7 protein-coding genes are annotated in these 13,067 nt (G+C 66.0%); 5 read left to right on the top strand and 2 right to left on the bottom strand.

What is annotated here, in order from left to right; translation table 11 throughout:
* Positions 1-14 precede the first annotated feature (14 nt).
* The gene (locus tag LJ737_RS00725) at positions 15-647 is read left to right on the top strand and encodes a DUF4230 domain-containing protein (protein ID WP_227761817.1); all 633 of its coding nucleotides are present in this window, start codon (positions 15-17) and stop codon (positions 645-647) included.
* 149 nt (positions 648-796) lie between these two features.
* Here the strand turns inward: LJ737_RS00725 and LJ737_RS00720 are convergent, their stop codons facing one another.
* A complete protein-coding gene (locus tag LJ737_RS00720) occupies positions 797-5,029 on the bottom strand; it encodes an FG-GAP-like repeat-containing protein (RefSeq protein ID WP_227761815.1) in 4,233 nt (1,410 codons plus the stop codon).
* A gap of 411 nt (positions 5,030-5,440) precedes the next feature.
* Here LJ737_RS00720 and LJ737_RS00715 point away from each other — a divergent pair, with 411 nt between their 5' ends.
* The gene (locus tag LJ737_RS00715) at positions 5,441-5,986 is read left to right on the top strand and encodes a cupin domain-containing protein (RefSeq protein WP_227761813.1); all 546 of its coding nucleotides are present in this window, start codon (positions 5,441-5,443) and stop codon (positions 5,984-5,986) included.
* A gap of 70 nt (positions 5,987-6,056) precedes the next feature.
* Here LJ737_RS00715 and LJ737_RS00710 read toward each other — a convergent pair whose 3' ends face one another.
* Positions 6,057-6,566 carry a regulatory protein RecX gene (locus LJ737_RS00710; RefSeq protein WP_227761811.1) on the bottom strand — a complete coding sequence of 170 codons (510 nt, stop codon included), beginning with the start codon at positions 6,564-6,566 and terminating at the stop codon, positions 6,057-6,059.
* A gap of 609 nt (positions 6,567-7,175) precedes the next feature.
* Here LJ737_RS00710 and LJ737_RS00705 point away from each other — a divergent pair.
* The 3 genes from LJ737_RS00705 to LJ737_RS00695 all read left to right on the top strand — a co-directional run bounded on the left by LJ737_RS00705 (position 7,176) and on the right by LJ737_RS00695 (position 13,025).
* A complete protein-coding gene (locus LJ737_RS00705; RefSeq protein ID WP_227761808.1) occupies positions 7,176-9,818 on the top strand; it encodes a DUF5686 and carboxypeptidase regulatory-like domain-containing protein in 2,643 nt (880 codons plus the stop codon).
* Between the two features lie 302 nt (positions 9,819-10,120).
* Entirely contained in the window at positions 10,121-12,622 is a 2,502-nt protein-coding gene (locus LJ737_RS00700) for a bifunctional UDP-N-acetylmuramoyl-tripeptide:D-alanyl-D-alanine ligase/alanine racemase (RefSeq protein WP_227761807.1), read from the top strand.
* A 184-nt stretch (positions 12,623-12,806) separates the two neighbouring features.
* Positions 12,807-13,025: a hypothetical protein gene (locus LJ737_RS00695; protein WP_227761805.1), complete on the top strand. Its 219-nt coding sequence runs from the start codon at positions 12,807-12,809 to the stop codon at positions 13,023-13,025.
* The last annotated feature ends 42 nt before the right edge of the window (positions 13,026-13,067 follow it).

The raw sequence follows: 13,067 nt of genomic DNA, 5'->3' as shown, positions 1-13,067 counted from the left end.
CGTTAATTGCGGGTATGTCCCTTGTTCGTTTGCTGCGGCGCCTGCTGCCGCTGGTGTTTTTGCTGGCCCTGGGCTGGTTTCTCTGGCGCAAAGTCGCCGGCACGCTTACAGACCTGAACCCCCTGCGCCCCGAGCCGCGCGTGACGGTGACGCACAACACGGTGCTGGAGAAAATCGAGGGCCTGGGCCGGCTGGAGCTGGTGCGCTACCAGTTCAAGGACATCGTGGAGTACAAGAAGAGCACCTACCGCTTTCTGCCCGACGCCAAAGTAGCCCTCATCGTGGCCGGCGAGGCCGTGGGCTGCCTGGACCTGCGCCAGGTGAAGGCCACCGACGTGGTGTTCGAGGGCGACTCGGTGGTGCGCGTGGCCCTGCCCAAAGCGGAGCTCTGCACCTGGCGCGTCGACCACAGCCGCAGCCGGGTGTACGGGGTCGAAAACGGCTTTTTTCAGGACGCCGAGCTGATTGATCAGGGCTACAAGTACGCCGAAGCCAACGTGAAGCGGGCGGCCCTGCAGTCAGGCATTCTGGCCCAAACCGAACAAAACGCCCAGCAGATTCTGCGGCCCATGCTCGAAACCCTCACCGGCCGGCGCGTGGTGCTGGTGCCCCAAACGGCTCCGCCCGTGCGCGGCCCCAAAGGCTAAGCGCAGCTCCAAACGACAAACCGCCGCGCCGCCCTTCAAGGACGACGCGGCGGTTTGCATTGCTGAGGAATCGTGGCCGGCCGGCAGTTGCTGGCTGCCCGGCCGGACAACCGCTGGGGAGTATCGCCCCCGCGGCCACGCGAAGAGCATTAGTGCGCCACCACCACGCGGCGGGTGAGCGTGCTGCTGCCGGCTTCGATGCGGAGTTGGTACACGCCGGCTGCCAGGTCGGCGACGGGCAGCGTGGTTTGCACCCCGGCCGCACCCAGCGCCTGGGTTTGAACGTGCACCCGCTGGCCCAGGCTGTTGTAGAGGCTCAGCTGCACCTTGTCGGCGCCGTTGAGGCCGGGTACCCGCACCGTGAAGGCCTCAGCGGCAGGGTTGGGGTATACCTGCACGCTGGCCGCCGTCAGGCCGGGCTGGGTGGCCGTGGGGCGGGCCGGGCTGAAGCGCAGCTCGAAGCGGCTCGGCAGATCGGCCGCCGCCCCGACGTTGAAGCTGTACTCCGGCTGCTGCTGCAGGTCGATGAGCTGACCGGTTTGCGCGTCGTAGAGGTAGGCCTGGGCCGTGGTCAGATTCAGCAGCGCGGCCGCGCGCAGGGTGTAGCTGCCGGCCTGCGGCAGCTGCAGGCGCAGCGGCACCACGGTGCTGCTCGTCAGCGCGGGCAGGCCGTTAATGGCCAGCTCGGCCCCGGCCGCCACGGCGGTCAGGTTCAGGCCGTGCGGGTTGCTGAGCTTCAGCGCGTCAAATTCCCCGTCGACGCCGGCGGTGGCGCCGGGCTGGAAGTACACGTACGCCTCGTCGCTCAGGCCGCGGCCCTGCACCGTCAGATACAGCTGCGGGCGCGGGTCGGCGCTGCGCTGCACCGGGGCCTGCTGGGCGTAGCTGGTCACGCGGTTGCTATTGTCGAGCGAAAGGCTGCCCGTGGTTTGCCCCGCACTCACGCGCATGAAAAAGGCCTGGCTGCTGCCGATGAGCGAGCTGCTTCCCACGCCGTTGACGTAGCTGCGGTACTGCCCGCCGTACTGCGAAGTGCTCTGAAACACGTAGAAGCTGGCGTCCAGATTGACGCGCTGACTGGCCGTGATGGTGCTGAAATCCAGGGGCGAGGGGTAGGGGTTGCCAATAAAATTCCAGCCCGCATCGGCGGCGGTAGCCCCGCTGGCCCGGCTCATCGGGATGCTGCCGCTGCTGTTGCCCACCTGCCCGGTGAAACTCAGCGTGCTGGCGCCCGGCAGCTGCACCGTAAAGCCGGTGGTGGCCAAGCCGGCCGCGTCACTCAGGGCCGAGGGCGACACCCAGCCCTTGTCGAAAGCCGACAGCGTGGTGGCCGGCGACGTGGCCAGGCGGCTCTGGTCGTAGCGGAAGATGGTGGGGAAGGGCGTAGTCAGGTTCGGCGTAGCCGAGGTGTTGTAGGCCGGGTTGATGACCAGCGCAGTGCCCCCCGAACCGAAGGCCGCCACCGTGGCATTGGTTACCGGGGCCACGAGGTGGCGGTAGCCCAGACCGGCGTTGCTCGTCGGATCTATGTAGCGCTGCACCGTCACCGTCGTGCCCGAAACGAAGCCCGCACCCAGGTTGGCAACCAGGGCCGTGCCGCTGGCGTCGGAAAGCAGGGTCAGCGTCCGGGCGTTCAGGTTCAGGCTGCCCGCGTTGAGCGTCAGCACTTCCCGGACGGCCAGCGCCTGCGACAAGGTAAGCGGGCTGGTGTTGGTCGAGGTCAGGTTGCGTACCTGGCTGGGCAGGCCGTTGCCCGTGACCTGCGCCCCGCTGCCGTTGTACACGTAGTTGGCGTCGGAGGAGAAGCTGCGCGTGCCCGTTACCTGCACCGCGCCGGTGGCCCCGCTGCTGGTGATGCCGGCCAGGTTGCAGATGCTCAGCGTGGCGCCGTCCTGCAGGGCAAACGAGCCGCTGCCGGTCAGAGCCTGGCAGTTGGTGTTGAGCGAGCCGCCGGTCTGCACCACGAAGGCGCCGGCCACGTTCACGGCGCCGGTCAAGGTCGCCGCGCCGGTGCCGGTGACGGTGATGTTGTTGTAGCTGCCGGCGGGCACGTTTTGCGTAGTGCTGACCGTCAGGTCGGCCAGCGGGTTCACCGTCACGGTCTGCTGGGCCGAGCTGCTGCAGGTGCCGCCGTTGCTCACGCTTACGGTGTACGTCTGGGTGCTGCCGGGCGAGGCCGTCACGGTGGCCGTATTGGTGGCACTCAGACCGGTGGCCGGGCTCCAGGCATAGGTCGAGGCCACGATGCTGCCCTGGCCGGGCGTCACGTAGGTCGGGGCGTTGGTGAGGGTGCCGTTGTTGGCGCCCGTTTCGTCGGCGGCCGTGCTGCCGCTGCCTTCGTTGAAGCGCCAGAAGCCCGCCAGCCCGGCGGTGGTGCCGGCCGGGGCGTCAAACATGAGGCTCTGAATCTGGCTCTGGCTGCGGGCGGTGCTCCACACGCGCACCTCGTCGAGCTGCCCCTGCCACGACTCGTTCAGGAAGCCGGGGTTGCTGCCGACGGTGAAGCGGTTGGTGGTGGCGCCGGTGTTAGCCCCGCCGCCGTACACGTATTCCACGCCGTTCTTGTAGAACTTGATGCCCGTCGTGCTGTACACCACGGCCACGTGCTGCCACTGGTTCAGGTCGACGGCGGCCGGCGTCCACACGCCGCTGCCCGTAAACACGCCCCAGTCATCCGTGTTGGCTTCGATGACCAGGCTGCGGTCGAAGTTGCCGTCGTCGACCGAAAAAACCGTCTGGCGCACGCCGTAGTTGGTGCGCGTGGGGTACACCCAGGCTTCCCAGGTGCTGTTGGCCAGGGCCGCGGGCGCCGCGTTGAGGGTGGTGGCCACGCGCTGGCTGCTGGTGCTGTTGAGGCCCGTGAAGCTCAAGGCCACGTTAGGCCGCGCGGTCAGCGCCACCGAGCCCCCGGCGTTGAACGTCGTCGGGCCGCCGGCCACGATGGAGGGCGGCGCTACGTAGTTGATGGTGGCTGTAACGGCCGTACGCGTGGCGCTTTCGGTGTTGCTGGCGTCCACTGTGCTGACGTAGTAGGTCGTCGAGCCGTAGAGCGTGGGCGTGGCGTAGCTGCTGCCCGTCGCTCCGCTGATGGCCGTGCCGCCCGAGGCCTGGGTGTACCAGCGGTACGAGCCCCCGCTCGGCGCCCCGCTGGCCGAGAGCGTAACCGAGCCCGCGCCGCAGCGGCTGGCGCCAGTGGCGGTCGGAGGAGCCACCACGGTGTTCAGCAGCACGCTCACGGTGCTGTTGTCGCGGTTGGCCGTCACGATGTCCGGCTTTCCGTCGCCGTTCACGTCGCCTGCTACTACGCCCCAGGGCCGGCTGCCACTGCCAATCGAATAGGTAGTTGCGGAGCCGAGCGTGCCGTTGCCTTGGCCCAGCAGCACGCCCACGGTGCTGCCCGCGGTGCCCGCAAGCGGGCCCAGGTTGCTGGCCACCACGTCGAGGCGGCCGTCGAGGTTGAAGTCGGCCAGGGCTACCTCGCGCGGGTTCACCGCCCCGGTGGCGTAGGTAGCCATGGCGCCGAAAGCACCGTTGCCCTGGCCCAGCAACACGCCCACGTTGTTGTCGTTGTAGTTGGCTACCACGAGGTCAAGGCGGCTGTCGCCGTTGAGGTCCCCGAGTCGCAAGCCCGCGGGCGCCGAACCGGTGGGGTAGGTGACGGCCGCGCCCAGCGCGCCGCCCGCCTGGCCCAGAAACACCGAAACCGTCGAGCCGCTGCCGCTGCCGAAGTTGCTGACGGCCACGTCCAAGCGGCCGTCGCCGTTCAGGTCGCCCAGGTCCACGCTGTAGGAAGTCAGCCCGGCGCCGTTGGGGTAATAAGTCGGGGTGCCCAGGGCGCCGCCGGCCTGGCCCAGAAATACGCCCACCGTGTTGTCGCCGGTGGTAATCACCGCGTCGAGGCGGCCGTCGCCGTTCAGGTCGCCCAGCGCCACGTTGTAGGCGCTGGAGCCGTTGAGGTTGGTCGGGTAGTTGGTGGCTGCCCCAAACGTGCCGCCGGCCTGCCCCAGCAGTACGCTCAGGCTTTGCCCGGAGCTGTTGACCACCACCGCGTCGAGGCGGCCGTCGCCGTTCAGGTCGCCCAGTTGCAGGCCGAACGGGGCGCCGTTGGTCAGCGTGGTGTAGGTGCCGCCCGCAGCAAAGGTCCCGCCGGCTTGGCCCAGCAGCGTGCTGATGCCGGACGCGGTGAGGCTGGTCGCGACGATGTCGGGCCGGCCGTCGCCGTCTAGGTCGCCCAGCACGGGGTAGCTGAGCCCCCCGGCGCTGCCGTAGCTGGCAAATGACGCAAATTGGGCCTGTGCCGGGGCACCGACCAGCAGCAGCCCCAGCAAGGGCAGCAGCGGCCAGCGCCGCGGGGGCGGGCAATGCGTAAATAAGTGTGACATAAAAGAGAGGGTTGGTGGAAAGCAGAGAGCCTGGGGCTAACTACCAGCCTGCTCCGGGATGACAAGCACCGCGCAAGCTAGGTCGGGCAGCCATGCGGGCGCTGGGCCCAGTGAAGAGGGGCCGGGCAGTGCCGCCGAAGAAGCCTTATATAATATCGGGTAAATGTAATAATCCGGCTGCGCCAAACGATACCGGGCTTGAGGAATTCTGTGGTCCGCCCCACCTGCCCCGACGCCTCCCTAACACGATGATGTGATGCCGCTGGCCTAGCCAACGGCCCTGCCGACAGCTAGAGGGCCATTGCGGCCGCTGGAGGCCCGGGGCGCAGTATTTCATGTGATGCCCGCTGCTTGACGGCCGGCGGGGCAGGGGGTAGCTTTGGCCACATTCCCCACTTAGTCATGCTCGCTATGCAAACCGTTGCTGCCACCGCCTTCCCCACGCCTGCAACCGCCCAGGAGCCCATCGAAATTGTGGAAACTACGCTGATGCCCAGTCGCCAGCCCCGGCTGCGGCGGCGCTGCCTGGAAAGTTCTCTGTGGCATGAGGGTAGCTTGGTTACGCCGCTGGTCACCGGTGCCGATTCCCTGGGCGAGTTTGCCCTGCTCGACGTGTGCCTGCAGCGCGGCTGCGAGCTGCCCGCGCACACGCACCGCCGTGAAGACGAAACCTACGTGGTGCTGGAAGGCCGTTTGCGCTTTTACGTGGACAACGAGGAGCTGCTTGCTGGCCCCGGCGACACTGTGCACCTGCCCCGCAACCGCCGGCATTGGTACCGCTTGGAATCGGATTATGCCCGCGTGCTGCTGCACGTGGCGCCCGCCGGGCTCGAGCATTTCTACGGGGCGCTGAGCGAGCCGGCACGCGCCCTCATCGTGCCGCCGCTGCCTCCAGAAGGCCCCGACGTAGCGCGCCTGGCAACCGTAGCCGCCCGCTTCGGCATCACCTTCGACTGAACCCGCCAGGGGCCGTGTAGGGGGAGCGTGCCTTCAACGCGCCCGCTGATGGACACCGGCGACGGAGCGCCTAGTCTGCGTCGCCGCCCAGCACCTCGTTGAGCGCGTCTTGGATGAACTCGGTTTCGTAGCCCTTCTGGGTGGCGTAGGTCAGGAGCTTCTGGCGACGCTTGTAGGGGTGCGGCTCCTTTTCCAGGGCGTTTTTCTTTTCCAGCAGTTCCTTCAGGTTCTGGTAGTACTCGTCGCCGTCAATTTCGCTCAGGCCGGCTTTGATGCAGTACTCCGAGATGCCGCGCTGCTTGAGTTCCAGCCGGATGCGGCGGCGGCCCCACTTCTTCAGCCGGTGCTTGCCGCGCACGAAGGAACGGGCAAACCGCTCGTCGTCGAGCAGCTTTTCGCGCACCAGCCGAATCATGATTTCGCCGGCGTCGTCTTCGTCGAGGCCGTAGCTGCGCAGCTTGTCTTCCACTTCCTTGGAACTGCGTTCCTGGTAGGCGCAGTAGGCGGCAATTTTCGGCAGGGCTTCGCCGGGCGTGTAGGTTTTGCGCTTGCGCGGGGCCTGGTCGTCGAGGGGGGGCATGAGCGGAGGGCGGCCGCGGGGCCGCGGTTGGTGCGGGGGTGTCAGTGAGGGCTTACGCAGCCGCCGGTGCCGAAGCTGCGCAAATTGGAATAGGCCAAAAAAACAGCCGCCGCCCAGAAGGCGGCGGCTGTTCGCTCACATAAACAAGTTGAATCCAAAAAACAAAACCAGATGAACCAGCAGAGGTTCTTTGGGTTCGACTGCGGCAAGGTAATACGCAGTCGTCACATTTCACACAATATTAAGGAATTAATATCCGTTGCCGGCCAGTTACAAACGAACCGGGCGGTTTGCTGCGAACCTTGCAGCGAACCGCCCGGTAGCGCTGAAAATCTGCCACCGGTTTATACTGGTCATTTAATGTTGTTTGTCCGGCCGGATTGTGCGATACTATGGCCCTGAGCGAGTTGCTAGCCGCCGGCGTGAGCAAACAATCACTGGCGGCACCCGGCGGCGGCCGGTAGCAGTATCAGCATATTTTCAAGGGCGAGTTGGAGGGCTGAATCGGCCGCGGCGGGTGTGAATCAAAAAATTGCAGCGGAGCGGGCAACGACTCGGCGGCTTCGGTAATCTACTTCCTACCTTGCCTCGCCTCTTTACGGTCGGTTTATGCTGCGTCAGTTACCTTATTTATTGCTTTGGCTGAGCCTGTTGCCCGCGCTGGCCTCGGCCGGCATCGTGCGCGGGCGCATTACCGACCCCAAGGGGCAGCCGCTGGGCTTCGCCAACGTGGCCGTGAAGGGCACGACCACCAACACGGCCTCCAACGAGCAGGGCAACTACCAGCTGCCGCTGGCCGCCGGGCGCTACGAGCTGGTATTTCAGTTCGTGGGCTACAAGCCCTTGCTGCAGCCGGTGCGCGTGCAGGGCGGCGACACGGTAACCACCTTGAACGTGACGCTGACGCCCGAGCAGTACCAGCTGCGCGAGGTGGTGGTGCGCGCCAAGGACCGCGACCCGGCCTACGCCATCGTGCAGCACGCCATGGACTGGCGCACCTACCACAAGCGCGAGGTGGCCCGCTTTACGGCCCGCGGCTACATCAAGGCGCTGGCCCGGCTCAAGGACGTGCCGAGCAAGGTGCTGGGCATGTTCAAGGTCGGGCCCGATCTGAAGCCGGGCATCATTTACCTCTCGGAGTCGGTGTCGGAGGTATCGTTTCAGCAGCCCAACGTGGTGAAGGAGCGCATGATATCCTCCCGCGTCAGCGGCGACGCCAAGGCCTTCAGCCTGAACCGCGCCGGGGCGGGCCGCGGCCTGAGCTTTTACAACCCGGTGCTGAAAGTGTTTTCGGAGCGCGGCTTCGTGTCGCCCATTGCCCCCAACGCCTTTTTGTTCTACCAATACGTGCTGGAGGGCAGCACCATGCAGGACGGGCAGCTGATTCACAAAATCCGCGTGATTCCGCGCCGCCGCACCGACCCGGTGTTTACCGGCCACATTTTCGTGGTCGACGGCACCTGGCGGCTGCATTCGGTGTCGCTTAGCCTGAACGAGGACGCCCAGCTCGATTACGTCGACAACGTGCGCATCGACCAGCAGTTCGTGCCCGCACCCGGTGCCCCGCACGTGTGGGTGATGCAGAGCCAGACGCTGACGGCCAACATTTCGGCCTTCGGCTTCAAGGGCAACGCCTACCTGACGGCCGTCTTCTCGCAGTACCGCGTCACGCCGACCTACCCCAGCCGGCCCGAGCCCGCCGCGCCGGCCCCCGCCGCTCCGGCTAACGAGCCCGTGCACGCCGAAACTGTGGCCGAAGCCAAGCTGCAGCGCCCGGCGGCCCGCCAAGCCAGCCGGCAGGCCAAGCGCCAGAGCCGCAAAGCTGTGCAGGCGGCCGTCGACTCGGCCGGGCGCCGCGGCGAGCTGCTGGACGTGGAAAAGCTGGCCGCCGGCGAGGTAATGCGCGTGGAGAAGGGCGCCAACGAGCGGGACAGCGCCTACTGGGCCCAAATCCGGCCGGTGCCGCTAACCGACGAGGAGGTGAAGGACTACCACGTGAAGGACAGCACCGAGGTCATCCGCAACTCCAAGCCCTACCAGGATTCGCTGGACCGCATCCGGAATAAGTTCAACCTGAACCAGTTCATCTCGCTGGGCTACCGCTACAACAACACCCACAAAAAGGAATCGTACGCCGTCAAGCCGCTGGTGTACATGCTGCAGTACAGCACCGTGGAGGGCACCATCATCAGCCCCGAAGTGACGTATTCGCGCTACACCGACGACGAGCGGCGCTTCTGGCTCACGCCGACCCTGCGCTACGGCGTGGCAGCCAAGCTCTTCAGCCCCTCGGTGGAAATCAACTGGCAGCACAGTGCCACCAAGCTGGCCCGCTGGCAGCTGCAGGTGGGCCGCACCGTCGAAAACTTCGACCCGAACACCCAGCTCACGCCGATTATCAATACCTCGGCCACGCTGTTTCGCAACCACAACTACGCCAAGTATTACCAGCGCCGCGGGGCCGAAATTGGCTACCTCACCGAGGTCATCAACGGCCTGCAGGTGCGCGGGGCGGTAAGCTACTTCGACCGGCGCGAGCTGGAAAACTCGACCATCAACCTCATCCGCGATATTCCGGGCCGAGCCTTCACGTCCAATGATCCGGTGGCCCTGGAGCTGCCCGGCGGCACCGGTTTCGGCCGCAGCCGGGCCCTGAGCTCGGAGCTGTGGGTGAGCTGGCGGCCGGGGCAGCGCTACATTACCCGCCCAGACGGCAAAATCAACCTAGGCTCGCGCTACCCCACGTTCCGCCTGACCTGGCGGCAGGGCTGGCACGCGCCCGGCTCCGACGTGCGCTACACCTTCCTGGAAGCGGGCATGCGGCAGACGGTGCAGTTCGGGCTGCTCGGCACCAGCTCCTACCGCCTCAGCGCGGGCGGCTTCCTGGGCAAGCCCCAGCTGCAGTTCATGGACTACCGGCAGTTTTCGGGTAACCGCTTCTTTCTCGCTGCCGACTTCTCCCGTTTTCAGCTGCTCGACTACTACAAATACGCCACGCGGGAGCGGTTCGTGGAAGGCCACTTCGACCACCACTTCAACGGCTTTTTCCTAAACAAAATCCCGCTGATGCGCCGCCTAAAGTGGCAGGAAGTCGGCTCGGTAAACTACCTCTACACGCCCACCGCCGGGCAGTACGTGGAGCTGGGCGCCGGCATCGAGCACATCTTTAAACTCGCGCGCTTCGATTACTACACGGCCTTTCAGCAGGGCAATAAGCTGACGCACGGCTTCCGCATCGGCATTGGTTTCTAGGCTAGGTTAGAAGAAGCAAAAGCCAGTGCGCCAGCAAACGGCTGCACTGGCTGTCATTGCGAGCAGAGCGAAGCAATCCTTCCTCTAGCAGCACCGCCGACGCAATACCCACAGACCGAAAACGGCACCGCCAGAATCTGCACAACGGACGCTTCGGGCGGTGCTCATTTTGGGGTTAGCACCTTGGCCAGGACCGATTGCCGCGCTTCGCTCGCAATGACTGCGGGGTAAACCGTCGGCAGCCTTCCCGCCATCCATTCTACTCCGTGGGTCTACCTTTGCGGGCGGAACCTCGCCCTGCCATGCTCACCTTCGCCGACCTGCCCGCCCTGACCGGCGGCGCGCTGCTCCAAGCCCCGGCCGATGCCGCCGCGCCCGTGCTCACGTTGCTGCTCGACAGCCGCCGCGTGGTGCAGGCCGCCGGCACGCTGTTCGTGGCCCTGCGCGGCCCCCACCACGACGGCCACCAGTACCTGCCCGAGCTGTACCAGCAGGGCGTGCGGCTGTTTCTGGTGGACCGGGCCGAGCTGATTCCGGGCGGCGCGGCGCAGTACCCGGGGGCGGGGTTTGTGCTGGCGGCCGACAGCTTGGCGGCGCTGCAGGCCACGGCCGCGGCGCACCGGGCCGAGTTTCCGCAGCTGCCGGTGCTGGCCGTGACGGGCTCCAACGGCAAGACCATTGTGAAGGAGTGGCTAGCCCAACTGCTGAGCCCCGACGAGCTGATTTGCCGCTCGCCGCGCTCCTACAACTCGCAGGTGGGCGTGCCGCTGAGCGTGTGGGAGCTGCGCCCGGCGCACACCTTGGGCATCTTCGAGGCGGGCATTTCCGAGCCGGGCGAGATGCAGCGGCTGGCCGCCGTCATTCAGCCCACGCTGGGCTTGTTCACCAACCTCGGCCCGGCCCACGACGCGGGCTTTGCTTCGCGCCCGCAGAAAGCGGCCGAGAAGATGCAGCTGTTTCGCCACGTCGAGACGCTGTTTTACTGCCACGACCACGCTGAGGTGCACGAAGCGGCCCAGGATCTGCCCGCGGCGGTGCAACGAGTGACCTGGACGCGGCAAGGCGCCGCCGAAGCCCAGGTGCAGGTGCGTGCGGAGGCCGGCGCCGACCCAGGCCAAACCCTGGCCCACGTGCGCTACGAGCAGGCCGAGCACCCGTTTACCCTGCCCTTCGCCGACGAGCCCTCCGTGGAAAATGCCCTGCACTGCCTCGCGGTGCTGCTCTGGCGTGGGCTTCCCGCCGCCGAGGTGCAGCGCCGCCTGCTGCGCCTGCAGCCGGTGGCCATGCGCCTGGAAATGAAGCAGGCCATTCACGACTGCTACGTCCTCGACGACACCTACAACAACGACCTAACCGGCCTCGACCTGGCCCTGGACGCCCTGCGCCGCCAGCCCCGGCGCGACCGGCACACCCTCATCCTTTCCGACGTGCTCGAATCGGGCTTGCCGGCCGGAGAGCTGTACCAGCGCGTGGCCGAGCTAGCCCGACGCCACGGCGTGCAGCGCCTGCTGGCCGTGGGCCCCGAAATCGGCCGGCACGCCGAAACGCTGCGCGCGGCCGTGCCCGAGTGCGCCTTCTTCCCCGATACCGCCGCCCTGCTGCGCTGGTTTCGGCCCGACTACTTCCGCCACGAGACGATTCTGGTGAAAGGAGCCCGGCGCTTTGAGTTCGAGCGGGTGGTGACGGCCTTTCAGCGCCAGATTCACGGCACCGTGCTCGAAGTCAACCTCGACGCCCTGGTGCACAACCTCAACTACTACCGCGCCCGCTTGCAGCCCGGCACCCGGCTGATGGTCATGGTCAAGGCCTTTGCCTACGGCAGCGGCTCCTACGAAGTGGCCAGCCTGCTGGAGTTTCACCGCGTCGATTACCTCGCCGTGGCCTACACCGACGAGGGCGTGCAGTTGCGGGAGCACGGCATTTCGCTGCCGCTGATGGTGATGAACCCCTCGCCGGATTCCTTTGCCCTGCTGCGCCAGTACCACCTGGAGCCCGAAATCTACTCCTTCGCCCGGCTGCGCGAGTACCTGCTGGCCGCCGAAGACGGGCCGTTGCCCGCCATTCACCTCAAGCTCGACACGGGCATGCGCCGCCTGGGCTTTGCCGAGGACGACCTGCCCGAGCTGCTGCCCCTGCTGCAGCGCCACGCCGGCACCCTGCGCGTGGCCAGTGCGCTAACCCACCTGGCCGGCGCCGACGAAGCCCAGCACAACGACTTTTCTGCCCGGCAGCTGGCGGCCTTCCAGCGCATGACGGCCCGTCTCGAAGAAGCCCTGGGCTACCCCGTCATCAAGCATGCGCTGAACTCACCGGGCATCATGCGCTTCCCCGAAGCGCAGTTCGACATGGTGCGGCTCGGCATCGGTCTTTACGGGGTGGAGGCGGCCGGCCTGGCGCCCGAGGCCCTACAACCCGTCAGCACCCTGCGCACCACCGTGTCGCAGCTCAAGCGGCTGCCAGCGGGCGAAACGGTAGGCTACGGCCGCCGCGGCGAGGCCGCCGACCACGACCGGCGCATTGCCACCCTGGCCATCGGCTACGCCGACGGCTACGACCGGCGCTTTTCGCGGGGTGGGGGCGAGGTGCTCATCCGCGGCCGGCGCGCGCCCATCATCGGCAACGTGTGCATGGATATGTGCATGGTCGACGTCACCGCCATTCCCGACGTGCAGGAAGGCGACGCGGCCGTGCTCTTCGGCGCCGGCCTGCCGCTGACGGAACTGGCAGCGCGCATTGGCACCATTCCCTATGAGCTGTTGACCAACGTGAGCGAGCGGGTCAAGCGCGTATTTGTGGCCGAGTAGAAAGCTTATTTGGCTGGGAAAAATCGAAAGGTGCATCCCAGAGTTGAGCAGATGTATCAACCGAAGTGAGGTGATGCATGGCGGGCTGCTGCCGTTCGGCGAGGAATCAGCGCCGTTGGCAAAGACGCCACGCGGGTTGATGCTTTGAATAGTTACCTGTTATGCTTTTTGTTATAATTTTGATTTGCTGATTCATGTTAAAGTCGGTTTTGTAGCCTTTTCCGCTTCGGTTGGGGATGCAATTCAGCTTGGCCTTTTTGCAGTGGCTCCTCCAAAATCGGTCGTTCTGGTTTTGGGGCTTTTCGGTATCAGCTTTTGCGCACTCGGGTTTGCTACTTGCGAACTTCTTGGCGCCTTGCTTTTAGCCCACAATTCTTATGGTCAGACCCAAGATTATCCGTAATTGATTTTACTGGGATATTCTGATAAAAAATTTGATTATGTT

Source organism: Hymenobacter sp. 15J16-1T3B, from assembly GCF_020711235.1.
Lineage (GTDB): Bacteria > Bacteroidota > Bacteroidia > Cytophagales > Hymenobacteraceae > Solirubrum.
This window is presented reverse-complemented; position numbering and strand designations above follow the sequence as displayed.

Bases quoted from the DNA above. Each gene is read 5' to 3' on its own strand.
- LJ737_RS00725 (WP_227761817.1), top strand. From the start codon at position 15: ATGTCCCTTGTTCGTTTGCTGCGGCGCCTGCTGCCGCTGGTGTTTTTG.
- LJ737_RS00720 (WP_227761815.1), bottom strand. From the start codon at position 5,029: ATGTCACACTTATTTACGCATTGCCCGCCCCCGCGGCGCTGGCCGCTG.
- LJ737_RS00715 (WP_227761813.1), top strand. From the start codon at position 5,441: ATGCAAACCGTTGCTGCCACCGCCTTCCCCACGCCTGCAACCGCCCAG.
- LJ737_RS00710 (WP_227761811.1), bottom strand. From the start codon at position 6,566: ATGCCCCCCCTCGACGACCAGGCCCCGCGCAAGCGCAAAACCTACACG.
- LJ737_RS00705 (WP_227761808.1), top strand. From the start codon at position 7,176: ATGCTGCGTCAGTTACCTTATTTATTGCTTTGGCTGAGCCTGTTGCCC.
- LJ737_RS00700 (WP_227761807.1), top strand. From the start codon at position 10,121: ATGCTCACCTTCGCCGACCTGCCCGCCCTGACCGGCGGCGCGCTGCTC.